This is a genomic window from Mesorhizobium sp. M5C.F.Cr.IN.023.01.1.1, from assembly GCF_003997585.1.
GTDB lineage: Bacteria > Pseudomonadota > Alphaproteobacteria > Rhizobiales > Rhizobiaceae > Mesorhizobium > Mesorhizobium wenxiniae.
The window spans coordinates 46307-69936 of record NZ_RZSU01000017.1 but is presented as its reverse complement, the minus strand read 5'-3'; the positions used below and the strand labels follow the sequence as shown (position 1 = coordinate 69936).

At 63.3% G+C, this 23630-nt stretch carries 23 protein-coding genes and 1 pseudogene; 22 read left to right on the top strand and 2 right to left on the bottom strand.

Annotation, left to right across the window (positions count from 1 at the left end; all coding sequences use genetic code 11):
• The first annotated feature begins 2 nt into the window (after positions 1 to 2).
• The 8 genes from EOA78_RS09850 to EOA78_RS09815 all read left to right on the top strand — a co-directional run bounded on the left by EOA78_RS09850 (position 3) and on the right by EOA78_RS09815 (position 7673).
• On the top strand, positions 3 to 1037 hold the full coding sequence (locus tag EOA78_RS09850; RefSeq protein ID WP_164783692.1) for an ADP-ribosylglycohydrolase family protein: 1035 nt from the start codon (positions 3 to 5) through the stop codon (positions 1035 to 1037).
• A complete protein-coding gene (locus tag EOA78_RS09845; protein WP_127314994.1) occupies positions 1034 to 2008 on the top strand; it encodes a PfkB family carbohydrate kinase in 975 nt (324 codons plus the stop codon). The genes EOA78_RS09850 and EOA78_RS09845 overlap by 4 nt, the downstream gene beginning before the upstream one ends.
• On the top strand, positions 1980 to 3125 hold the full coding sequence (locus EOA78_RS09840; RefSeq protein WP_245477442.1) for an ABC transporter substrate-binding protein: 1146 nt from the start codon (positions 1980 to 1982) through the stop codon (positions 3123 to 3125). The genes EOA78_RS09845 and EOA78_RS09840 overlap by 29 nt, the downstream gene beginning before the upstream one ends.
• Before the next feature lie 25 nt (positions 3126 to 3150).
• Positions 3151 to 4020 (top strand): ABC transporter permease, encoded by an 870-nt coding sequence (locus EOA78_RS09835; RefSeq protein WP_127314993.1) that lies wholly within the window; start codon positions 3151 to 3153, stop codon positions 4018 to 4020.
• Positions 4020 to 4808, top strand: coding sequence for an ABC transporter permease (locus EOA78_RS09830; RefSeq protein ID WP_127314992.1), 789 nt, complete (start codon positions 4020 to 4022; stop codon positions 4806 to 4808). Before EOA78_RS09835 ends, EOA78_RS09830 begins: the two co-directional genes overlap by 1 nt.
• Entirely contained in the window at positions 4808 to 5875 is a 1068-nt protein-coding gene (locus EOA78_RS09825; RefSeq protein WP_127314991.1) for an ABC transporter ATP-binding protein, read from the top strand. Before EOA78_RS09830 ends, EOA78_RS09825 begins: the two co-directional genes overlap by 1 nt.
• 65 nt (positions 5876 to 5940) lie before the next feature.
• The gene (locus EOA78_RS09820) at positions 5941 to 7188 is read left to right on the top strand and encodes an aconitase X (protein WP_127314990.1); all 1248 of its coding nucleotides are present in this window, start codon (positions 5941 to 5943) and stop codon (positions 7186 to 7188) included.
• Positions 7185 to 7673 carry a DUF126 domain-containing protein gene (locus tag EOA78_RS09815; protein ID WP_127314989.1) on the top strand — a complete coding sequence of 163 codons (489 nt, stop codon included), beginning with the start codon at positions 7185 to 7187 and terminating at the stop codon, positions 7671 to 7673. Before EOA78_RS09820 ends, EOA78_RS09815 begins: the two co-directional genes overlap by 4 nt.
• 44 nt (positions 7674 to 7717) lie before the next feature.
• Here EOA78_RS09815 and EOA78_RS36980 read toward each other — a convergent pair.
• Positions 7718 to 7789: pseudogene (locus EOA78_RS36980) on the bottom strand (hypothetical protein); the annotation flags it as partial.
• Positions 7790 to 7920: 131 nt separating this feature from the next.
• On the bottom strand, positions 7921 to 8952 hold the full coding sequence (locus EOA78_RS09805; RefSeq protein WP_127314988.1) for a LacI family DNA-binding transcriptional regulator: 1032 nt from the start codon (positions 8950 to 8952) through the stop codon (positions 7921 to 7923).
• Positions 8953 to 9312: 360 nt separating this feature from the next.
• Between EOA78_RS09805 and EOA78_RS09800 the strand changes: the two genes are divergently transcribed.
• The 14 genes from EOA78_RS09800 (at position 9313) to EOA78_RS09735 (ending at position 23573) form a co-directional block, all read left to right on the top strand.
• On the top strand, positions 9313 to 10926 hold the full coding sequence (locus EOA78_RS09800; RefSeq protein ID WP_127314987.1) for an extracellular solute-binding protein: 1614 nt from the start codon (positions 9313 to 9315) through the stop codon (positions 10924 to 10926).
• A gap of 80 nt (positions 10927 to 11006) precedes the next feature.
• Positions 11007 to 11867 (top strand): carbohydrate ABC transporter permease, encoded by an 861-nt coding sequence (locus EOA78_RS09795; RefSeq protein ID WP_127314986.1) that lies wholly within the window; start codon positions 11007 to 11009, stop codon positions 11865 to 11867.
• Complete coding sequence (locus EOA78_RS09790; protein ID WP_127314985.1) at positions 11864 to 12823, top strand: sugar ABC transporter permease; 960 nt, start codon at positions 11864 to 11866, stop codon at positions 12821 to 12823. The genes EOA78_RS09795 and EOA78_RS09790 overlap by 4 nt, the downstream gene beginning before the upstream one ends.
• Positions 12820 to 13911, top strand: a complete 1092-nt coding sequence (locus tag EOA78_RS09785) for an ABC transporter ATP-binding protein (RefSeq protein ID WP_127314984.1) — start codon at positions 12820 to 12822, stop codon at positions 13909 to 13911. Before EOA78_RS09790 ends, EOA78_RS09785 begins: the two co-directional genes overlap by 4 nt.
• 4 nt (positions 13912 to 13915) lie before the next feature.
• Positions 13916 to 15007, top strand: coding sequence for an ABC transporter ATP-binding protein (locus EOA78_RS09780; protein ID WP_127314983.1), 1092 nt, complete (start codon positions 13916 to 13918; stop codon positions 15005 to 15007).
• Between the two features lie 35 nt (positions 15008 to 15042).
• Positions 15043 to 16140 carry a Gfo/Idh/MocA family oxidoreductase gene (locus tag EOA78_RS09775; RefSeq protein ID WP_127314982.1) on the top strand — a complete coding sequence of 366 codons (1098 nt, stop codon included), beginning with the start codon at positions 15043 to 15045 and terminating at the stop codon, positions 16138 to 16140.
• A 26-nt stretch (positions 16141 to 16166) separates the two neighbouring features.
• Positions 16167 to 17081 (top strand): sugar phosphate isomerase/epimerase, encoded by a 915-nt coding sequence (locus EOA78_RS09770; RefSeq protein WP_127314981.1) that lies wholly within the window; start codon positions 16167 to 16169, stop codon positions 17079 to 17081.
• Between the two features lie 36 nt (positions 17082 to 17117).
• Positions 17118 to 18056: a substrate-binding domain-containing protein gene (locus EOA78_RS09765; protein ID WP_127314980.1), complete on the top strand. Its 939-nt coding sequence runs from the start codon at positions 17118 to 17120 to the stop codon at positions 18054 to 18056.
• Positions 18057 to 18117: 61 nt separating this feature from the next.
• Positions 18118 to 19122 (top strand): ABC transporter permease, encoded by a 1005-nt coding sequence (locus tag EOA78_RS09760; protein ID WP_240992770.1) that lies wholly within the window; start codon positions 18118 to 18120, stop codon positions 19120 to 19122.
• A complete protein-coding gene (locus EOA78_RS09755) occupies positions 19119 to 19901 on the top strand; it encodes an ATP-binding cassette domain-containing protein (RefSeq protein ID WP_164783698.1) in 783 nt (260 codons plus the stop codon). The genes EOA78_RS09760 and EOA78_RS09755 overlap by 4 nt, the downstream gene beginning before the upstream one ends.
• 16 nt (positions 19902 to 19917) lie before the next feature.
• A complete protein-coding gene (locus tag EOA78_RS09750; RefSeq protein ID WP_127314978.1) occupies positions 19918 to 21102 on the top strand; it encodes an aldose 1-epimerase family protein in 1185 nt (394 codons plus the stop codon).
• Between the two features lie 88 nt (positions 21103 to 21190).
• Entirely contained in the window at positions 21191 to 22279 is a 1089-nt protein-coding gene (locus EOA78_RS09745; protein WP_127314977.1) for a fatty acid desaturase family protein, read from the top strand.
• 44 nt (positions 22280 to 22323) lie between these two features.
• A complete protein-coding gene (locus EOA78_RS09740) occupies positions 22324 to 22635 on the top strand; it encodes a MocE family 2Fe-2S type ferredoxin (RefSeq protein ID WP_127314976.1) in 312 nt (103 codons plus the stop codon).
• Between the two features lie 137 nt (positions 22636 to 22772).
• Positions 22773 to 23573, top strand: a complete 801-nt coding sequence (locus tag EOA78_RS09735) for a 3-methyl-2-oxobutanoate hydroxymethyltransferase (protein ID WP_127314975.1) — start codon at positions 22773 to 22775, stop codon at positions 23571 to 23573.
• The last annotated feature ends 57 nt before the right edge of the window (positions 23574 to 23630 follow it).

Sequence of the window (23630 nt, the reverse complement as noted above, 5' to 3'; positions counted from 1 at the left end):
GTATGGACACGGCCGAGGCGATCGACCGGGCGATGGGCGCGCTTATCGGCGGTGCGCTGGGCGATGCGCTCGGCATGCCGACGCAGTTGTTGTCGCCGGCCCGCATCGCCGAGCTCTACGGCCACGTCGAGGATTTCGTCGCGCCCGTCGCCGACCATCCAGTGTCGAAAGGCCTGGCCGCCGGCACTGTTACCGACGACACCGAACAGGCGCTGCTGCTCGGCCGTATTCTGGTTGTTTCAGGCAATGGCTTCGATCACACGCGCTGGGTCAATGCGCTGCTCGACTGGGAGCGCGAGGTCAAGGCACGCGGCAGCTACGACCTGCTCGGGCCTTCGACCAAGCGCGCCATCGACGCCATCAATGACGGCGTGCCGGCCGAGGAGGCGGGGCGCAGTGGCGACACCAATGGCGCGGCGATGCGGATCGCGCCGGTAGGCATCATGATGCAGCCGGAGCCGCTAGACGCGCTGGTCGCCAAGGTGGCGGAAACCTGCCGCGCCACACACAACACATCGATCGCCATTGCTTCGGCCGCCGCTGTCGCTGCCGCCGTCAGCCGCGGCGTTGCCGGCGGCGACTGGCGCGCCGCCGCAGATCGTGCCGTCATGGCGGCCAAGCGCGGCGCAGAACTCGGTCACTGGATCACCGGTGGCGACATTGCCGCACGCATTGAGTGGGCGAGGGGCCTCGTCCGCGGCACGGCTGTCACGGAGGCGATCCGGCTGATCGTCGATCTGGTCGGGACCGGGGTCGCCAGCCAGGAATCGATTCCGGCGGCCTTCGCGGTGCTGGAAATCGCCGGCGGCGATCCTTGGCGGGCGGCCGTCATCAGCGCCAATCTCGGCGGCGACACCGACACAATCGGCGCCATTGCCGCCGGCATGGCAGGCGCCTGCGCCGGCTTTTCCCGATTGCCGCAGGAACACATCAACCGGCTCAAAGGCCTCGACATTGCGCAGGTGCGCGGGCTCGCCGCCGACCTAGTCGCGGCGCGGATGGCGAAAAGCAGTTCCGGCAAGGATGCGGCGGCATGAGCGAGCGTCTCCTCCATATCGGCAGCGTGGTGGTCGACTATGTCTACCGCATTGACGCCTTGCCGGGGCCCGGCACCGAGAAAACCGCATTGAGCTTTGCCCAGGTCGCCGGCGGCGGCTTCAACATGATGGTCGCGGCCAGCCGCACCGGTATGAAAGTGGCGTTCGGCGGCCAACTCGGCAGCGGACCGAATGGTGACTTCCTGCGTGCCGCCCTTTCGGCGGAAGGCATCGCAACGCTGATCCCGGCATCCACCATGATGGACAGCGGCAATTGCGTCGCCATGATCAGCGGCGACGCCGAGCGCACCTTCGTGTCATGGCCTGGTGCCGAGAGTGTGCTCAGCCTCGGCATGATGGCGCCCGTCCGGGTTGCGCCGGGGGATTGGGTGTTCGCCTCCGGCTACACGCTGAGCTATGTCGGCAGCCGCGATGCACTGGCCGACTGGATCGAGGCGCTGCCGATGGAAATTCCCTTCGTCTTCGATCCGACGCCGGTCGTATCAGACATCCCGCGCACCATTCTCGACCGGGTGCTGGCGCGCACGAGCTGGCTGAGCTGCAACATCGTAGAAGCGGCCGAGATCGCCGGCCCCGGCGATGTCGAGGCTATTGCTGCCCGGCTTCTTTCCAATCACTGTCCGAGCGCCGAGGGGGTCGTGATCCGCGCCGGGGCAAAAGGCTGCTTCGTGCGGCTGGCTGACGGCACCGCGCAGGCCGTGCCCGGTTTTAAGGTCGCCGCCGTCGATACCAACGGCGCCGGCGACACCCATATCGGCGCCTTCGTCAGCGCGCTTTCGCGCGGCGTGCCGCCCTTCGAAGCGGCGCGCTACGCCAATGCGGCGGCGGCGCTCTCGGTCACCCGCCATGGCGGGTCGTCGGCGCCGACCGACCAGGAGATCCAGACATTCCTCGGCCATTACGATCGACTGACGACCGTGCATGGCCGGAAGCAAGAGGCCCATTTCTGACAGCCTAAATGACGTAACTAGCCCCGCTAACCGGGCAAACAATGAGAGGAACGAACATGCGCATGTCCAAACTGACTGCTTTTCTGACGGCGACTGCCGTCTTCACCTCCGCGCTCACGCTGGCCGCCACTGCCGCCGAAGTGCATGTGCTCAACTGGAAGGCTACGGGGCCGACGAGCCCTGGGCCATCGCGGCCTTCGAGAAGGCGACCGGCAACAAGGTCGTCAACGACTTCTTCAATTCCGAACAGGAAATGCTGACCAAGCTCAGGACCAATCCCGGCCTCTACGACGTCGTCATGATCAACGCCGCCTTCAACGACCAGGCCATGGCGGAAAAACTGATCCAGCCGATCGATGTCTCGAAGATCCCCAACTATGCCGATATCAGCCCGGACAAGGCAAACTCGCCGATGCTCGCCCGCGATGGCAAGGTCTATGGCGTGCCATGGGTGTGGGGCTTGACCGCGCTCGCCATCAACGAGAAATCCTTCGATACGCCGCCGACCAGCATCACCGAAATGTGGAACGAAGCCCATAAGGGCCGCGTCGTCATCCGCGACGATGCTGTCGAAGCGGTTCAGTTCGGCGCCATCGCTACCGGCCAGAACATCAACGACATCAAGGATATGGAGGCGGTCAAGGCGAAGCTGACCTCGCTCATGCCGCAGATCAAGACATTCTGGAGCTCGGAGAACGATTGGAACCAGATGGTCGCCTCCAACCAGATCGACATCGGCACCTACTGGAGCGGTTCGGCCGACCGCGCCAAGATGCATTTCAAGCTGCCGGTCTCGCTGGTCATCCCGCAGGAAGGCGCCGTCGCCTGGCTCGACGCCTTTTCCATTCCGGTCGGCTCCAAGAATGTCGCCGGCGCCGAGGCGTTCATCAACTACATGATCGATCCCGGCTTCTACGTTGAATGGGTCACCAAGGTCGGCGCGCCGGTCTCGGCCAACACCAAGGCGGTTGCAGCGCTTCCCGAAGATGCGTTCAACCGCAAGGTGATGGGCGATCCCGATGTCGCCAAGCGCATCCAGTTCCAGGCGCCGATCACCGATGCGCAGCGCGAGGCCTATCTGGCGCTGTGGCAAGAGCTCAAGGTCAACGTAAAGTAGCGGGCGGGCTTTCGGGGAGAGGCACATGGCGGAACAGGTCGCGACCGGTTCGAGGAGCGGATTGCGATCGGCTTTGCCCCTGCTTCTGCCGGCTTATCTGTGGCTGACGGTGGCGATCTTCCTGCCGCTGTCGGCCATGGTCTTCTTCTCCTTCATGACCGAGCTGCCGCTGTCGGGGAAGGCGTGGTCGTTCACGCTGGAGAACTACGCCACCTTCTTCTCAGAGCGGCTGTATTTGACGCTGCTGCTGGCGTCGCTCAGGCTCGGGCTTGAGGTGACGCTGTGGTGCATCGTCATCGGCTTTCCCGCAGCCTATGTGCTGGCCAAGGTGCTGAAAGGGCGCAGCCGCGAGGCGATCTTCCTGCTCGTCATCCTGCCGTTCTGGTCGAACGGGCTGGTGCGCATCTTCTCCTGGGCGATGGTGCTGCGCGAGGGTGGCATTCTCGACACCGCGCTCAACGCCGTGCTGCCGTTCAAGATCAACATCGACCTGATGTATTCGTATCCGGCCGTCATCATCGGTCTGGTGCATTCCTACGTGCCCTACATGGTGCTGACCTGTTACCTCACGCTGCAGGCCATCGATGACTCGCTGATCGAGGCAGGGCGCTCGCTCGGCGCCTCAAGGCTGCAGATGCTGAGGCGGGTGATCATCCCGCTGTCGATGCCGGGGCTGGTGGCGGGCGCAGCGCTGATCTTCGTGCCCGTCGTCGGCTCTTTCATGGAGCCGCGTATCCTCGGCGGGCGCACCGGTACCTTCTACGGAACGGTTATCGAGGATCAGTTCGTCGCCGTCTTCAACTGGCCGCTGGGCGCAGCGCTGTCCTTCATCCTGCTGGCCGTCGTCCTGGTCATTCTTGCGCTGACATCGCCGGTGCTCAGGAGGGCCGCCTGATGGCGACGACCCGTATCCTCGAATGGCTTGGCCGGCTCTACATCTGGCTGCTGCTCGCCTTCCTCTATCTCCCGATCGTCATCATGGCGCTGATGTCGTTCAACGTCTCGCCCTTCTACCAATTGCCGTTCGAATGGACGACTGGATGGTACGCGTCGCTGTGGCAGAACGACCAGCTGATTTCCGCAACCTGGAACAGCATAGAGATCGCCGTCATCACCACCATCCTTTGCACCGCGCTCGGCACGGCGGCGTCGCTGGCGCTATATCGCTACGAATTTCGCGGCAAGAAATTCCTGCAAGCGCTGCTGTTTCCGCCGATCGCCATTCCGTGGCTGATCACCGGCACGGCGATGCTGATCTTCTTCTTCGGCGTCGGCATCGGGCGTGGTCTGTTCGCAATCCTGCTCGGCCATGTGGCGCTGGCGCTGCCCTATGTCATCGTCGTCGTCTCGGCACGGCTGCAGACCTTTGCGCCGGAACTGGAAGAGGCGGCGCGATCGCTCGGCGCCAACCATTGGCAGGTGACGCGGCGCGTGACGTTGCCCTGGATCATGCCGGGCGTCATCGCCGGCGGGCTGTTCGCCTTTGCCGTATCGTTCGACCAGTTCGTGGTGTCCTACTTCCTGTCGGCGCCGGGTCAGACAACTTTGCCGGTCGAGATCTACGCCGCGATCCGCAAGGGTTTCACGCCCGAGATCAACGCGGTCTCGACGATCATCATCGTCGTCTCGATGGCGCTGATGCTGCTTACGGCACGTTTCTTCAAATTCGGCGGAGAGAAATAATGGCCGGCGTTCAGGTATCGAATTTGTCGCGCAATTTCGGGGCGCACAAGGCACTGGATGACGTCTCCATCGATTTTGCCGACGGTGGTTTCTATGCACTGCTTGGGCCCTCGGGCAGCGGCAAGACCACGCTGCTGCGGCAGATCGCGGGCTTCGATTTCCCTGACTCGGGCCGCATCGCGATCGGCGGCGAGAGCGTCGAGCGGGTGCCGGTCGAGAGGCGGCGCATCGGCATGGTGTTTCAGAACTATGCGCTGTTTCCCAATATGAGCGTGGCCGACAATGTCGCCTTCGGCCTGTCGGTGCGTGGCGAAGCCAAGGCAACTATTGCAAGCGAGGTGCAGCGCGCGCTCGATCTGGTACAACTCAGCAAGCTCGGCGACCGCCGGCCGCACCAGCTGTCCGGCGGTCAGCGCCAGCGGGTTGCGCTGGCCCGCGCCATCGTCACCAAGCCGCGTGTGCTTTTGCTCGACGAACCACTCGGCGCGCTCGACAAGGCGCTGCGGGTCGACATGCAGATCGAACTGAAGCGTATCCAGCGCGAGATCGGCATCACCACCATCTTCGTCACCCACGACCAGGAAGAAGCGCTCACGATGAGCGACCGCATCGGTATCCTGCGCGATGGCCGGCTGGTGCAGGAAGGGCCGCCGGAGGAGATCTACGACAGCCCCAAAAGCGAATTCGCCGCCACCTTTCTCGGCGATGCCAACATCTTTCGCGGCGAGACCACAGGCGTCGGTATCCGGCTGCCCGACGGCACGGCGATCGCCGCCCGGGCAGGGGCGACGCTTGCCGCCGGAGCCAAGGCCAGCTGCGCGGTGCGGCCCGAAAGCATCCGCATCGCCATCGATTCCGGAAGCGCGGTCCAGGCCAATGGCAATGTGCTCCGTGGCCAAGTCTCCAAGCGTATCTTCGCCGGCAACAACAGTACCTATTTCGTCGAACGCGACGGCCAGATGCTCAAGGTCATCGTGCAGAACACCGGCGCTGACAGGCTGGCGGAAGGCCAGGAGGTGCTGCTGCGCTGGTCGCCGAAGAGTACGGTGCTGATCGCCGCGAATTGATCTTGCCAGGCGGACTGCAATCAGTGAGAGCATGGTCGGGCATAGTGAGGAATGCGGAACACCCGATGACGCTTGAACTGATGGCGGGCGACCAGTCGATGCTGCAGGGCGAGCACGGCCCGGCCGTGGCCGCAGCGATGAAGATCCTGGTCGCTTTTTCGAAGGCGGTCGGCGCGCGCAAGCTGCTGGATATTGCCGGTGCCCATATCGACGGCTGCCTCTATCACGGCCAGGCCGGTCTCGATTTCGTCGAGAGGCTGGTCGATGGCGGTGGCAGCGTTCGGGTGCCCACCACACTGAATGTCGGTTCGTTCGACCTCATCCATCCCGGCCTGGTGAAGATGCCGGCCGCCGAAGAAGTGCCGGCGCGGCGGCTGATGAAGGCGCATCTGGCGCTCGGCTGTCAGGCGACCTTCACCTGCGCGCCCTATCAGACGCGGTTCCGGCCGGCTTTCGGCGAGCAGATCGCCTGGGGCGAGTCCAACGCCATCGTCTTTGCCAATTCGGTGATTGGAGCGCGGACCAATCGCTATGGTGATTTCATCGATTTGTGCTGCGCGATAACCGGGCGGGCGCCGACCTGGGGGTTGCATTTGAGCGAAAACCGGCGCGGCCGGATCCTGTTCGAGCTGACCGGTTCTTTCGAGCCTACCGACGCCCTGTTCGTTGGCGTTGGGCTCATCATCGGGCAGGCGAGTGGCGACCGCATCCCGGTGATATCGGGCCTGCCGCAGCCGCGCGACGAGGACCAGCTGAAGGCGCTGGGTGCGGCGGCGGCAACGACGGGCGCGGTGGCACTGTTTCATGCGGTCGGCATCACGCCGGAAGCAAATTCGCTCGACGAGGCGTTTCGCGGCAAGGCGCCGGAGGAGACGATCCGGATCTCTCGCGCCGACATCGATCATGCGCTGGCCAGGCTGTCCAGCGTCCCCGACGGTGCGCCGCTTGCGGCCGTATCGCTCGGGACGCCGCATTTTTCCCATCACGAGTGGATGCGCCTGCTGCCGATGCTGCGCCATATCGCGCCGGGCAGGGGCATCCCGATCTATGTCAACACCGGGCGCGCGACGCTGACGCGGCTTCACGACGAGGGCGAGTTGGAGAGTGTGAAGGCGTTCAACCTCATTCCAGTGACCGATACCTGCACCTATGTCACCACCATCATCGAGCGCCTCGACGGCGTGGTGATGACCAACTCCGGCAAATGGGCGCATTACGCCCCCGGCAATATCGGCGTCTCGGTGGCGTTCGGGGAGATGGAGGACTGCATCCGCTCGGCAGCGGTCGGGCACGTCGTGAGGGGTGCGCCATGAGTGAACAGGAAAGTCGAGCCCTGAAAAGTCGAGCCCTGGACAGAGTTGGCAGGTTCCAGCTTGCCGGCGAGGCACAAGGCCCGGCGCTGGTGCTGTCGCAAGCGCTCAGTTTCTGGGGCGGCCTGGACATCGAGACGGGCGACATCATCGACCGTTCGCATCCTGGTCTTGGCCAAAATGTCGCTGCCAAGATCCTGGTGATGGCTTCCGGGCGGGGATCTTCGTCCTCGTCCTCGGTTCTGGCCGAGGCCATCCGCAGGGGCACGGCGCCGGCCGGCATTATCCTGCAGCGGCCCGACCCGATCCTGGCCGTCGGCGCCATCGTCGCCGAGTTTCTCTACGATGTCAGCATGCCGCTGGTCGTCTGCGACATATCAGGCATTGTTTCCGGCGACCGGATCGCGATCAGCCTTGGCGAGGATGCGCAAGCGATCGTGAGCAGCATCCAGCCGGCCATCGGTCCTGCCGCGCCACGTCGCCAATAGGCCGCAGCCAGCGTCTCGTCGCGGCCAAGCCCCAGCGTGCCGCGCCAGTGTTCGCGAACGATCCTCGCGGCAGCCGCTTCCGCCGCGAACCAGCCGAATGCCGAACCGTTTGGCATGCGAAGGCGATCCCGGTCCTCCTCATCCCGAAGACAACAGCCCGCACGCCATCGAGCTCAAGATTACCCTGATCGCCGCAGCGCCACAGCCCCACTTGCTGGCGTGACCTCTCTTATCCCGGAACTTCCGTTCAGATCTCCGGGATGCTTTCCCTGAAGATCACCTGCAGCCTTGGCTGGTGCAGTTCGTAGGGCAAGCCCCTGACCGCATGGGTCAAGGTGTTGAGCGCTTCGCGGGCCTCGACGCGCGGATTCTGGTCGATGACCGCGTCGAGCGTGCCGTCGAGCAGAAGCTCCTTGGTGCCTTCCGTCAGCTCATGGCCGAGAAACACGGTCGACAGCGCCCGCCCTCGTTCCCTGAGCGCCCGGGCGATGCCGGTGTTGCCGGCGCCGACATTGTAGATCGCGGCCAGGTCCGGGTGCCGGTCCAGCAGGGCGGAGGCCTCCGAATAAGCCTTTTCCCGATCGTCGAGCATCTCGCGCATCTCTACGATCTGCAGATTGGGCGAGTCTTCCGTCAGGATGTGGCGGAACCCCATCTCGCGTTCCTCATGACCGCGATAGGAGAGCGAGCCGGCGAACAGCGCAACCTTGCCCGGCCGATCGGCGCTCACGAAGCGTTTGAGGAGATAGCCGGCGAGCCGGCCAGCGGCACGATTGTCGATGCCGATATAGGCAACCCTCGGCACGTGCAGGATGTCTGACGCAATAGTGACAACCTTGACCCCGCTGGCCGACAGCGAGCGGATCGCCTCGCGGACGGTCGGATGGTCGAGTGCGATGACACCCACGCCTTGCGTCTGGCCGTGCAAGTCCTGCAGCAGGCGGGCGAGCCGGTCGGGATTGAAGCCTTCAATCGTGGCGACGCGCACATCGAGGTCCGGTCGCGACTGCGCTTGCGCCTCGATATGCCGGTGCAGCATCTTGATGAAGGAATTGGTGCCGGCGGGCAGCGCGAAGTCGAGCCGCATGACATCGCCGCGCAGCGCGGTGCGCGTGGTCGGGCCGTTCGAATATTCAGCGATGTAGCCAAGCCGCTGCGCAGTCTCCAGTACGACTTCGCGGGTGCGCGCCCTGACCCCGGCGCGGTTGTTGAGCACACGGTCGACCGTGGCGGCTGAAACGCCGGCTTCCCGGGCTATGTCAGTCAGGGTGGACCGCACTGTCGATCACCTCATGCTTGTGCGCTACAGGCGCATCAAAAATCGCGGATTGACGGATCGGACGACGGCTTCATCCCCATCCGCGATTCTGATGGGAAATGATGTATCCGGCCTTGGCCGATGCGCAAGCCGGTGGGCTACACCAAATCGTCGAGTCGTGTCGAAAAAGGTCGGCGCGGCACACGGTCCCCTCAAATTCAAGCAGTGAGTGCGGTGTGATGATGTTGGTGGACGGCATTTTTCCTCCCCTTGCGATGGTATGATGTATTTTGAGTATTTATGATGTTGACAGCCTTCCTATAGTGCCGTCAATATCCATCATGGGCCGTGGAGGAACAAGGGCCCGAGGGAGGACTTCCAATGTCTGATATGATCCGCATGTCACGGCGCCGTTTGCTGGCGTCCGGTGGAAAGGCGGCCGTATTTGTTGCCGCCGCAGGTATCGCACCGAAATTCATCCGTCCCAGCCGCGCCTATGCAGCCGATGCGCTCGCGCCGGGCATGATCGGCGGCCCGACGGGCTTCGACGGCTCAGAGCGTTATCAGTATGGGCCTGATACGCCGGAAGGCCGCGCCATCGAGGCGGCAAAGGCGATGAAGGGCGCCGGCAAGGCGCCTGCCAAAATCGTGCTCGGCCTGTCCGACGGCTCGATCGGCCAGTTGACGCAACCATTTCCTGCCGGCGCGCCCTCGATCAAGGACCTGTGGGAAAAGGAGACCGGCATTCCGCTCGAGATCGTCGGCGTGCCGAATGGCCAGGAGTTCACCAAGACGATGCAGGACATCTCCACCAAGGGTGGGGCCTATGACATCTACGCGGTGGAATGGAACCGTCTCGGCGATCTCGCCGAAACCGGCGGCATCCTGAAGCTCGACGACTTCGTAGCCCAGTACAAGCCGGAATGGGACGATCCCGAGCGCGGCTATGTCAACGGCGCCAAGGGCGTCTCGCTGCTCAACCAGTATCGCGGCTCGACCTATGGCGTGTCGCTGGATGGCGATTTCCAGACCTGGGTCTACCGCATCGACCTGTTCGGCGACGCGGTCGAGAAGAAAGCCTTCTCCGACAAATACGGCTACGAGCTGGCGCCGCCGAAGACCTGGAAGCAGCATGACGAGATCGCGGCCTTCTTCCAGCGCCCGGACAAGGGCTTGTTCGGCTCAACCGATCTGCGCAACCAGGGCTGGGGCTACACCAACTGGTATCAGCGTTATGTCTCAATGGCTTCGCCAAATCAGTTCCTGTTCGACGACACCGGCAAGCCGCTGATCAATTCGGAGCAAGGCATAGCTGCGACCAACGAGTACATCGCCTCGCTGGCCCATCATTCGCCGGACGCGATCTCCTGGGGCTGGCCGGAGCAGTACGGCAATTTCGCCAAGGGCGGCGCCGCCATGACCTGCGCCTTCTCCAACCTGCCGAAATTCCTCGACAATGCCGGCAACAAGGATTCGCAGGTCACCGGCAACATCGGCTCGATGCTGCCGCCCGGCCGCGAGATCGACGGGAAGCTGATCAGCCGTTCGGTGCTGTGGCTGAACCTCTCGGCTTCTGTCTCCTCGCAGGCCAGGAATCCGGAGGCCTGTTACCTGTTCCTGCAGTGGCTGGGATCGAGCCGGATCTATGCCTGGATGACCGCCAATCCGGGCGGCTATTTCGATCCGTTCCGGCTGTCGGATTTCTCCGACCCGCTGGTCCGCCAGACCTATCACGCCTACCACATGGATGTGGTACGCGAGACGGTCGCCCGCACCGTTCCGACCATCAACTATCCGGGCGCCACCGCCTTTCACAATGCGCTGGACGAGAACCTCGTCGCCGCGTTGACCAAGGCCAAGACCGCTGAGCAGGCGATGGCTGACACGGAAGCCGAGTGGAAGAAGATCGCGCGGCGCACCGGCGAGGAAAAGCTTCTCGAAGCCATCAAGACCAACAAGGAGGCATGGCCGACCGTTCTCGATCCGATCAGCTGATCCTTGTCTCAGGATCCAATGAGAGGGGAGGAGTGATTGCTCTTCCCTTCCGCAAAAGATGACCCCAGCAAAGCTGCAAGATGAAGCGTTCAGTTCCCTTCGAGATATTCCGCTATGCCGCGATCCTCGCGGCCTTGGCGGTGACGCTGGTGCCGATCCTGTGGATGGTGTCGATGGCTTTCAAGCCGATCGCCGAATGGTCGGCGACCGGCGCCCACCTGACCTGGTGGCCGAAGAACCCGACGCTCAGCAATTTCCGGTTCGTCTTCGGGGAATCGACCAACAATCTGATCGTCGCGCTCGACCGCACCGCGCTGAAACCGATCCTGTCGTCGCTGCTGTCGGCCACGTTCGGCACGGCAATCGCCATGTCGGCCGGCACGGCAGCCGCCTACGGACTGTCGCGCTTCGGCTCCGGCCAGAACCTGCCGCTGGCGCTGATCCAGCTTCGCCTGTTTCCGCCGATGGCGGTGATGACCCCGGTCATGATCATGTGGGCTTTCCTCAACTTCACCGACAGCTGGTGGGGACTGTCGCTGATCTACGGCATCGTCACGCTGCCTTTCGCCTTCTGGCTGATGAAGACCTTCTTCGACGACATGCCGCGCGAGATCGAGGAAGCGGCGCTGGTTGAGGGCTGTTCGCGGTGGCGCGTCTTCACCCGCATCACACTGCCGATGATGCGCGCACCGCTGGCCAGTGCCGCGCTGTTCGTCTTCATTCTCAACTGGTCGGACTATCTGATCGCGCTGCTTCTGACGACACGCGAATGGGTGACGGTCCCCGTCTACATGGCGTCGCTGTCGTCCTCGATGACGGGACAGCTCTACGGCGCCAAGGCGGCGCTCGGTCTCATCGCCGCAGTGCCGCCTGTGATCATGGGCATCGCCATCCAGCGCCATCTGGTGCGCGGGCTGACCTTTGGGGCGCTCAAGCAATGAGCGCGGTGACTGCGACGATTTCGGAGGACGTGATGAAGACCGTCCAGGCAAAGCCGGCCTTGCGGGACGAAGGGGCAAAGCTCGGCTTCCGGCTGACGCTGCCGGCGCAGATCCTGGTGCTGTTCATCGCCGTCTTCCCGCTGCTCATGCAGCTCTATATCAGCCTGACCGACTGGTCGCCGCTGTCCGGCCTCGGCTGGTGGAACGCCTGGTCGCTGTGGAACAATTTCGCCAACTACACCGACCTTGCCGCCGACGCGCGCTTCTGGAGCGCGCTGAAGCGCACGGCCATCGTCATGATCATCTGCGTGCCTGCGGAATTCCTGCTCGGCCTCGCGCTCGCCACGCTGTTTGCCGACGAGTTTCCGGGCAAGCGGGTATTCTATTCGATCCTGCTGATGCCGATGATGGTGGTGCCGGCGGTGGCCGGCTACATGTTCTTCATGCTGTTCCAGTCGGGCGGCCCGGTCAACGACATCCTGTCGGCGCTATCAGGCTTTCCCGTTACCATCGCCTGGCTTTCGGACCCGACGCTGGCGCTCATCGCCGTCATGGTCGCCGACATCTGGCAGTGGACACCACTGATGTTCCTCATCCTGCTTGCCGGCCTGGTCGGCGTGCCCGAGGACCAGATCAAGGCGGCGACGCTGCTCGGCGCCAATCCCTGGCAGCGCTTCGTCACCATCGTGTTGCCGAAGATGAAGACGATCATCATCATCGCGCTGGCGATCCGAGTGATCGAGAACTTCAAGATATTCGACACGCTCTACATCATGACCGGCGGCGGTCCCGGTGTCGCAACCGAGACGATCTCCGTCTACATCTACAAGCTCACCACCCAGGACCTGATCTGGGGTTATGTCGCGGCGATCGCGCTGGCCATCCTCATCGTGCTGTCCATCGCAGCGGTATTTGCCATGAAGCGCATGGCGCGGGCGCGGGAGGTGCTGGCATGAGCGCCATCCATCTGCAGAACCTGGTCAAGAAGTTCGGCGACTTCACCGCGCTGAAGACGATGGATCTGGCCATCGCCGACGGCGAGTTCATGGCGCTGCTCGGGCCGTCAGGCTGCGGCAAGTCGACGACCATGAACATGATCGCCGGCATGGAGGAGCCGACCAGCGGCAAGATCCTGTTCGGCGAGCGCGACATGACCGGCGTGCCGATGGGACGGCGCGGCGTGGGCTTCGTCTTCCAGAACTACGCGATCTTCACCCATATGAGCGTGCGGCAGAACCTCGCCTACGGCCCGAAAATGCGCGGCGCGCCAAAGGCCGAGATCGACCGTCGCGTCGGAGCCATTGCCGAGATGCTGCAATTGACGCCGCTGCTCGACCGCAAGGCCGACAGGCTGTCGGTCAACATATTGCAGCGCGTGGCGATCGGCCGTTCGGCGATCATGGAGCCGGCGATCTTCCTGCTCGACGAGCCGCTGTCCAATGTCGATGCGGCCTTCCGGGCGGTGATGCGGACCGAACTGAAGCAGTTGCAGCGGCAGTTCCGGCAGACCATGGTCTATGTCACCCACGACCAGCTCGAAGCGATGACCATGGCCGACCGCATCGCGGTGATGGACCACGGCTTGCTGCAGCAAGTCGGCACGCCGCTCGAGGTCTACAACGATCCGGCCAATGTCTTCGTCGCCCGCTTCATCGGTGCGCCGGGGATGAACCTGCTCAGAGGCAGGCCGGCGGAAAGCGACCGTGGGCTGGTCGTCGATCTCGGGCCGCTCGGTGTCACACCGCCGTTGCCAGCCGAAGTCACCGCCGCGGTGCGGGGCTCGCACGGCGACGTGCTTTACGGTTTCCGCCCGGAACAGGCGACGCTGGTCGAAGGCGGCCGCGGTCTCTCCTTGCCGGTGACCTTCGTCGAGCGCATCGGCGCGCGCACCATTATCCACCTCGGCGACGGCGAGGCCGCGGTGAAGGCGGTGTTCGACAATGATGTGGGACTGTCGGTCGGGCAAACAGCTGTGATCGCACCGGCCGCGCAGTCGGTGCGCGTCTTCGACGCCACCACCGGCCTTGCCATGAAAGCGGGCTGAGACCATGGCCGATATCGTCTTTCGCAATGTGACGAAACACTATGGTGGCACACTCGCCGTCGACGACGCCTCGTTCACGGTCAACGACAATGAGTTCTTCTGCTTCTTCGGCCCGCCGCTGTCGGGCAAGTCGACGGTGCTGCGTCTGGTGCTCGGGCTGGAAACGCCTGACTCGGGCGAGATCCTGATCGGCGGCAGGCCGGTCAATACAATGTCGCCGGCCGAGCGCAATGTCGCCATGGTGTTCCAGAACCTGGCGCTGTTTCCGCATATGAGCGCGCGCGACAATGTCCGTTTTCCCCTGATCGAACGCCGGGTCGCCGAGGGCGAGATCACAAAGCGTGTCGCCGACGTCGCGGCCAAGCTGCATATCGGCCACATCCTGCACAAGCCGCCGGCGCAGCTTTCCGGTGGCGAGCGGCAGCGCGTCGCGATCGCCCGCGCGCTGGTGCGCGATCCCAATGCCTATCTGATGGACGATCCGATCTCGGCGCTCGACGCCAGGCTGCGCGAGGAGACGCGCGTCGAGCTGAAGCGCATCCAGCGCGAGCTCGGCAAGACGCTGATCTATGTCACCCACGACCAGGAAGAGGCGATGTCGGTTGCCGACCGCATCGCTATCCTGGAGAACGGCAGGATCAGACAGGTCGGCGCGCCGGCCGAGATCTATGACCGGCCGGCGAGCACTTATGTGGCGCGGCTGCTCGGCTCGCCCATGATGAACATACTGAAGGCGGTGCGCGGCGAGGGCGGCGTCGAGGCGGCTGAAGGCGCGATCCGTATCGCGGACAAGGCTGCTCCGGCCGATGCCGTCGAGATCGGGCTCAGGCCGGAAGACATCAAGGTGCGGGCCTGGTCGGAGGGGGAAATATCGGAGGGTGGAGTCTCAGATGGGCGCGCGGGCCGCCCGGCGCGAGTGTTCGAGGTCGAGCCGCTCGGCGGCTATACCGTGGTGACACTCGCTGCCGGGCAGGCGCGCCTCAGGGCACTGCTGCGCGGCCAGCCGGATATCAGGCCGGACGCGATGGTGGCGATATCCTGCGAGGCCGGCCGCGTGCATTATTTCGGGCAAAGCGGGGCAGCACTGGGACGATGACAGCGGCCGCAAGAAACGAGCTTCGGGAGAAACACATGACAAGCAAAGACTTCGAGCCGGACGTTAATGTCCGCACCAGGGAGTACAAAATCGGCTGTGTCGGCGCCGGCATGATCATGGCCGAATGCCATCTTGCCGCTTACAAGGACGCCGGCTTTCCAGTGGTGGCGATCGCCTCGCGGACCAAAGCCAGTGCCGAGAAGGTCGCCAGGCGCTGGGAGATCCCGACCGTCCACGACACGCCGGAACAATTGATCGAGGACGAAAACGTCGAGATCATCGACCTTGCCTTTCCGCCGGACCAGCAGCCGGCGCTGATCCGCCATGCGCTGAAGCAGAAGCACATCAAGGCGGTCCTGGCGCAGAAGCCGCTGGCGCTGTCGCTCAAGGATGCGATCGAGTTGCGCGACGAGGCGGCCAAGGCGGGCAAGATCCTCTCGGTCAACCAGAACATGCGCTACGATCAGTCGATGCGCGTGCTGAAGCAGATCATGGACAGCGGCGCGCTCGGCGACATCGTCTTCGCGCAGATCGACATGCATGCGATCCCCCACTGGCAGACCTTCCTCGAGAACTACGACCGGCTGACGCTTGCCAATATGAGCGTCCACCATCTCGACGTGCTGCGTTTTCTGTTCGGCGATCCCGACGAGATCACGACGCTGACCCGCAAAGATCCGCGCACGCGCTTCGACCATTCCGACGGCATCACCGTTTCGACGCTGCGGTTCCCGTCCGGCGTGCTCGCCGTTTCGCTGGAGGATGTCTGGTCCGGTCCGCGCCAGGAGGGCTACAAGGACGACCAGCACATCAACTGGCGCGTCGACGGCACAAAGGGCGTCGCCAAGGGCACGATCGGCTGGCCGACGGGCGCTGCCTCGACGCTGACCTATGCTTCGACCGAGACCACCGGGGGCGAATGGATGACGCCCAACTGGGACACGATGTGGTTCCCGCATGCCTTCATCGGCGTGATGGAGCAGCTCCAGCACGCGGTGAAGACCGGCACGCCGCCGGCGCTGTCCGTCGCCGACAACGTCAAGACCATGGCGCTGATCGAAGCCGGCTATCGCTCGATCGACGAGGGCCGCACGGTCAAGCTTTCCGAAATCTCGACAAACTCAATCAACTGAATCGCTTACAGGGAGGACTTCACACCATGATGCAGGCAGGTATTTTCACGGGCTATTTCCCGTACAGCCTCAAGGAAACCGCGCAGAAGATCCGCGCGCTCGATTTCAACACGGTGCAACTCGACCTCCATTTTAAGGATGTCGACCTGTCGGCCGGGCAGATCACCAAGGAAAAGGCCCGGACTGTTCGCGACACCTTCCGCGACCACAATCTGCCGGTGTGCTGCGTGTCGGGCTACACCAACATCATCCATCCGGACATAGGCGAGCGCGATAGGCGTGTCGGCTATCTCAAGGAGATCATCCGCAATGCGCGCGATTTCGGCTCGCCTTACGTGATCTCGGAAACCGGCACCTACAACACCGAGTCCGATTGGGTGCATCATCCCAAGAACAAGACCGAGGAAGGGTTCGAGGAATGCCGCAAGGTCATCGCCGACCTTGCCCAGACCGCATACGACCACGGCGCGGTCTTCCTGCTCGAAACCTATGTCAACAATGTCGTCGGCTCGGTCGAGGAGACGGTGAAGATGTTCGCGCAGGTCGACCATCCCGGCCTCGGCCTTTTGATGGACCCGACCAACTATTTCGAGACGCACAACATCGACAGGATGGACCAGATCCTGAACCAGGTATTCGACACGCTGACCGACAAGATCAGAATAGCCCATGCCAAGGACGTCAAGCGCTCGGGCGGTGACAAGTCGGAGAAGCACGCCGACATCGGCGACGAGGACGCGCTGGAGAGCCACACTTTCCGCGGTGTCGGCGAGATCGAGCTGCCGGCGCCAGGCCTCGGTTCGCTGAACTACGACCTCTATCTCAGGCGGCTGGCCGAAAAGCACCCGAACATCCCGGTTATCATCGAGCATCTTTCTGAGGATGACGTGCCGCGCGCCAAGAAATTCCTCGACGGCAAATTCCGCGCCAACGGGCTGTGACGGCACGGTTCGGCTACCAAAGAGGGAGGAAGAGAAATGTTGAAATTCGTGTCGAAAATCGCTGTTGCCGCGACCGTGCTCGCCGGCGTGACCATGGGCTCGGCGCTGGCGCAGGATGCTCAAAAGACGTTCTACCTGCTGTCGCATGGCGGCCCATCGGATGCCTTCTGGCTCGACTGGAATGCCGGCGCCACCAAGGCCTGCGACCAGCTCAAGGTGACCTGCAATATCTCCTTCAGCGGCGGCGACATGGCGGCGCAGAAGGAAGCGTTCAACTCGGCGCTCGCCGCCAAGCCCGACGGCATCGCCACCACCTCGGCGCAGCCAGGCCTGTGGACCGAGGAGGTCAAGGCGGCCAAGGCCGCCGGCATCCCGATCGTGTTCTTCAACACCGACGATCCGGCGACCGGACGGCAGGCCTATGTCGGCGCTGACCTCAAGGAGGCCGGCGCCATCTGGGCAAAATACCTGGTCGACCACAAGATGGTGAAGCAGGGCGACAAGGTGTTCCTGCCGGTCGAAGTGCCGGGAGCCAGCTACCAGCAGCTCGAGACCGAAGGCATCGCCAGCGTGTTCGATCCGCTCGGCATCAAATACGACGTCGTCGATTGCGGCACCGATCCGGCCGGTATCATCGCCAAGATGACCGACTATATGGTCGCCAACAATCCGCCGGCGATCATCGCGCTCGGCGATTCCGTGGCGGCCAGCATCAAGCGGGTGTTCGACGGCGCTGGCGTGCCGGCTGGCAAAATCCCGGTCGTCGGCTGGGGCAATTCGAAGGAAACAGCCGAATCCGTCAAGGCCGGGTTCGTCAACGCAGCGGCCTGGCAGTTCCCTTCGGCACAGGGCTTCATGCCGGTTGCATTGCTCGGGCTCGCCGCCTCGGGTGAGCCGATCGGCTACGACATCCACACGTTCAGCCTCTACGACGCCTCAAGCGTCGGACCGATCCTGAAACTCTACAACAAGTGATGGAAACTGACGCCCGCCGCGCAGGCGGCGGGCGTCACCCTGAGATATGGTCCAAGCAGTCATGACAATCGCCGCAGAAGAGGAAATGCCGCGCTCCAAACGCAGGTCGAGCCTGATCCGCTCGCCGCAATTCTCTTCGCTCGTCATCCTGATTGTCCTGCTGGCGGTGTTCGCCGTTGCCGATGCCAACTTCCTGTCGCCGCTCAACATCTCCAATATGATGGCGTTCCTGCCCGAACTCGGCATCATCGCGCTCGGCATGACGCTGCTTCTTACGGCGGGCGAGTTCGACCTTTCGGTCGGAGCCGTGTTCGGGTTGGCGCCGGTCGTGGTCATGCTTCTGGTGCAGAACGGCGGGTTTGACATCGGCATCGCGCTGCTTGTCGGCCTGCTGCTCTGCATAGCGATCGGTGCGGTCAACGGGCTGATCGTCACCAAGATCGGCATCTCCTCCTTCCTGGTCACGCTGTCGATGCTGCTCGTGGTGCGCGGGGCTGCGCTCTACATCACGCAAGGCTTTCCGCTGAAGTCCTGGGACCAGCCAGGCTTTTTCGTGACGCTGCTGGCCGGCAGCTTCAATATCGGAACGTTCCGTTTCTATACATCCTTGTGGTGGTTCATCGGCCTGTCGCTGCTGGCGATCTACGTCCTGCACTACGCCAAGCTCGGCAACTGGATAAGCGCCATCGGCTCGAACCGTAACGCTGCCGTGGCGCGCGGCGTGCCGGCCGATGCGGTCAAGGTCTGGCTGTTCATCCTGACGTCCGCGCTGGCCGGTCTCGCCGGCATGATCAGCGCGTTCCGCATCTCTGCCGCGTCACCGGTGGCCGGCACCGGCTATGAACTCGAAGTGATCGCCATGGTGGTGGTCGGCGGCACGGCGCTGACCGGCGGGCGCGGCACGATCCTGGGCACGATCGTCGGCGCGCTGATGCTGCGCAGCATCCGCAACGGCATCGTGCTGATCGGCGTGCCGGGGCTCGCCTACAACATCTTCGTCGGCGTCATCATCCTTGCCATGCTCATCCTGCACGCTTTGCTGCAGAAGAACGCCGCCAGGAGCTGACAATGGAAGTGCTTCGGTTGCAGAATCTGCAAAAGTCCTTCGGCAGCGTCCGCGCCCTGAAGAGCGCATCGTTTGCACTCAATGAAGGTGAAGTGGTGGCCTTGCTCGGCGACAACGGCGCCGGCAAATCCACCCTCATCAAGGCGATCTCCGGCGTGTTTCCCGTCGACCGCGGCGACATCTATGTGCGCGGCCAGAAAGTCTCGATCCGCTCGACGCGCGACCCGATGGATCTAGGCATCGAGACCATCCACCAGGACACGTCGCTGGCGCCGGACCTGAGCATCGCGCGCAATCTCTTTCTCGGTCGCGAGCCGGTCAATCTGAAATGGCTGGGCGTGTTCGCGCCGCTCGATCTCGCCAAGCTGCGCGACGCCGCCGCGGCTCTGCTGAAGCGCGTCGGCATTTCGAAAAAGCTCGACGCCGATGCGCTGGTCAGCACGCTTTCGGGCGGCGAGCGCCAGTCGATCGCCATTTCACGGGCGATGCAGTTCGCCGCCAAGGTCATCATCCTCGACGAGCCGACCAATAATCTCGGCGTCGAGGAAACACACGGCGTGCTGCGCTTCGTCAAGGAGGTGCGCGCGGCCGGCCATTCGGTGCTTTTGATCACCCACAACATCCATCACGTCTTTCAGGTCGCCGACCGCATTATCGTCATGCGCCGCGGCGAGATCGTCGCCGAGCAGACGATCGCCGATACCGATCTGTTGACGGTGGAAAGCATCATTACCGGCGCCGATATGTCGGCCCTGCTCAAGGAGACGAGAGCGAAGTGAAGGAACTGGCCGTCACATGGTAGAGCTTTACGGCAAGACGCTGTCGCGCCGGCAGGTTTCGGAACGGTCCGGCATGCTGTCGCAATTCGCCGGCGTGCGGCTGATGACGCTTGGCGACGGCGTGGAGCGCGGGATCCGCATGCTCGAATTCCGCACCGGCTCCGGCCTGCGTTTCACCGCGCTGGTCGATCGGGCGCTCGATATCGCCGATTGCGACTTCAAGGGCCAGGCGATCGGCTGGCATTCGCCGAGCGGCTTCCGCCATCCCGGTCTGCACGAGTACGAAGGTGAGGAGGGGCTGGCCTGGGCCCGGTCGTTTTCCGGCCTGCTGCTGACCTGTGGCCTCGACCATATCCTGTTCATGGATGAAGTGCCGGCCGACACCTACAATTATCCGCCGAAAAAGACGGTGCGCCATTCGCTGCATGGCCGCATCAGCACCATTCCGGCGCGCCTGACCGGTTACGGCGAGACCTGGGACGGCGACCGCTGCGTGCTGTGGGCCGAAGGCATCGTGCAGCAATCGACTGTGTTCGGCGAGGATCTGCATCTGCTGCGGCGGATCGAAGCCGATGTCGGCGGCAACGAGATCCGGCTTTGGGACCGCGTCGTCAATCACGGGTTCAGCCGGACGCCGCATATGTATTTCTACCACATCAATGTCGGCCATCCGTTGCTCGACGAGGGGTCTCGCTATCTGGCGCCGATCCGTGACGTTGTGTGGGCCGGGCATGCCGGCGAGCGCTACGAGGCGCAGAAGGTCGGCTACGGCACAGTGCCGGCGCCGCAATTGGGTTTCAAAGAGCAGGTCTGGCAGCACGAGCTTGGCGCTAACGGCGCCGGGGAAGTGCCGGTGGCGGTGGTCAACGACCGTCTTGGCCTTGGGCTGGAAGTCGTGACCCGCAAGGATCAGTTGCCTTGTGCTTATGAGTGGCAGAGTTTCCAGGCAGGGCACTATGCGCTGGGCATCGAGCCGTCGACGCATCATGTGCTCGGCAATCTGGCTGCGCGCGAACGCGGCGAGATGATCTGGCTGGAGCATGGCGAGAGCCGCTCCTACGATGCGGTGTTCCGGGTTCTCGATGGCACCGGCGACATCGCTGCCGCTGAAAGCCGGATCGCGGCGATCGCCCGGCAGCCGCAACAGGATTACCCGCTGCCGTCGGGCAATTTTCCGGTGCTCGGAGGCAGGTCGCGATGATGGCGAAGAGGATGCGAAACACCAGTTGGGAGGCTGAGTCCGGTCGGAGCGGGGAGGGCTCTCGGGCCATCAGGATTTGGAGGTCACAATGGCTGGCACAGTGAAGCGCGACTACAGCCTGGTCGGCGAGAGCACACGCAGGGCGATCGAGACGGGGCTGGCTTCGGCCGAGTGGTATCACACCGACGTCTCCCGCAAGGCGATCAAGGAGTTGATGCAACGGTCGGATGGACCGGCGATCCGCGACACGATCATCTGGAGCGTCGCCATCCTGGGTTCAGCTGCCGGCGGCATTTATTTCTGGGGCACCTGGTGGTGCGTGCCGTTCTTCTTCGTCTATGGCGTGCTCTACGGCTCCTCCAGCGACTCGCGCTGGCACGAATGTGGTCATGGCACTGCCTTCCGAACGCGCTGGATGAATGATGTGGTCTACCAGATCGCCAGCTTCATGCTGATGCGCAATCCGGTGACCTGGCGCTGGAGCCATGCCAGACACCACACCGATACGATCATCGTCGGACGCGATGCCGAGATTGCCGTGATGCGCCCGCCGGACCTCTTGCGTGCGGCGCTCGCTTTCACCGGTATCCTCGATTTTCGCTATTCGCTTCCGGCGCTGGTACGCCAAGCGTTCGGCAAACTGACGCCCGACGAGAAAAGCTACGTTCCCGAGATGGAACAGCACAAGGCCGTCATCGCCGCGCGCTGGCATGTCGCCATCTATATCGCCACGATTGCGCTCGCCCTCACCATGCGGTCATGGGTGCCGCTGGTGCTGATCGGCGTGCCGCGCCTGTACGGCACCTGGCACATGGTCCTGACCGGCCTGCTGCAGCACATCGGGCTGGCCGACAACGTGGTCGACCACCGGCTCAACACCAGGACCGTGTACATGAACCCGATCAGTCGGTTCATCTACTGGAACATGAACTATCACGTGGAGCATCACATGTTCCCGATGGTGCCCTATCACGCGCTGCCCAGGCTGCATGAATTGATCAAGCACGATCTGCCTGAGCCGAACCCGTCAATATGGCATGCCTATCGCGAGGTCTGGCCGGTCCTGCTCAGGCAGCTCAAATATGAGGACTATTTCCTCAAGCGCGAACTGCCGCCGACGGCGCGGCCCTATCGTGGCGAGTTCCACGGGGTGAACATGTCGGCGGCGGCGGAATAGACGCTGCGCACCGCCGCAATGCGGAAGTTTCAGGAGAAATAGAGATGGCCGATTGGGTCGAAGCGTGCGCTGTGGACGATGTCGAAGAAGAGGATGTCATCCGCTTCGACCATAGCGGCCGCACCTTCGCGATCTACCGTTCCCCTGATGACGAATTCTTCGCCACAGACGGGTTTTGCACGCATGAGAAGGCCCACCTGGCCGACGGGCTTGTCATGGACGACATCATCGAATGCCCGAAGCACAATGGCCGCTTCAATTACAAGACCGGCCAAGCCAAAGGGGCTCCCGTCTGCGTCAATCTGCAGACCTATCCGGTCAAGATCGAAGCTGGCAAGGTGATGATCCAGATCTAGAGCATGATCCCGAACCGGAGGTCCGCGTCAGCGAAAAGCGGGAACCGGTTCTTGCTTCGCTGACCCTCGGTTCGGAAAAGATCATGCTAATCGAAAGCTGACCCGCTTCAATACACGCAACAAAGGGACCAAAATCGATGAGCCGTAAAAGACCCACGATCGCCGATCTGCGCGCCATGAAGGGCAAGCGGCAACTGACCATGCTGCGCGTTTTGACGATGGACGAGGCCGAAGCCGCCGAACGGGCGGGGATCGACATCGTCTCGGTGCCGCCGGAATTGGTGCTCAACCCGCAATATCGCGATGCCGCGCCCAGCCTGTTCACCATGCCGGGCGACAATTTCTACGAGATCGGCACAGCCGACGACTTTGTCCGCTGGGCGTTTCGGCTCTACAAGGCGAGTGCCGACGCGGTCTATTGCAGCGCCGGCTTTGCCACCGTTAAGCGCCTTGCCGACGACGCGATACCGGTGATCGGCCATGTCGGCCTGATCCCGTCGCGCGCCACCTGGACCGGCGGCTTCAAGGCCGTCGGCAAGACCGCCGACAGCGCCATGCAGATTTTCGAGGCAGTCAAGCAGTACGAGTCCGCAGGCGCGGTCGGCGCCGAGATCGAAGTAGTGCCGGTCGAGGTGGCCAAGGCAATTTCGGAGCGGACCTCGCTGATCATGCAGTCGATGGGGGCGGGCACCGGCTGCGACGCGCAATATTTGTTCGCCGACGATATCCTTGGCCAGAACCGTGGCCACATGCCTCGCCATTCCAAGGTGTACCGCAATTTCGCCGCCGAATATGACCGCCTGCAGGCGGAACGCGTGGCTGCTTTCTCCGAATATGTCGCCGACGTGAACAGCCTGGCCTATCCCGAAGACAAGCATGTGGTGCATATGGACCCGGACCAACTCGGTCTGTTCATGGAGAAGATCGACGCCGGATGAAACGCGTCAGCTAGGACCTGCTCGACAATATCGTCAGCCGGCATATGCGACGCACGG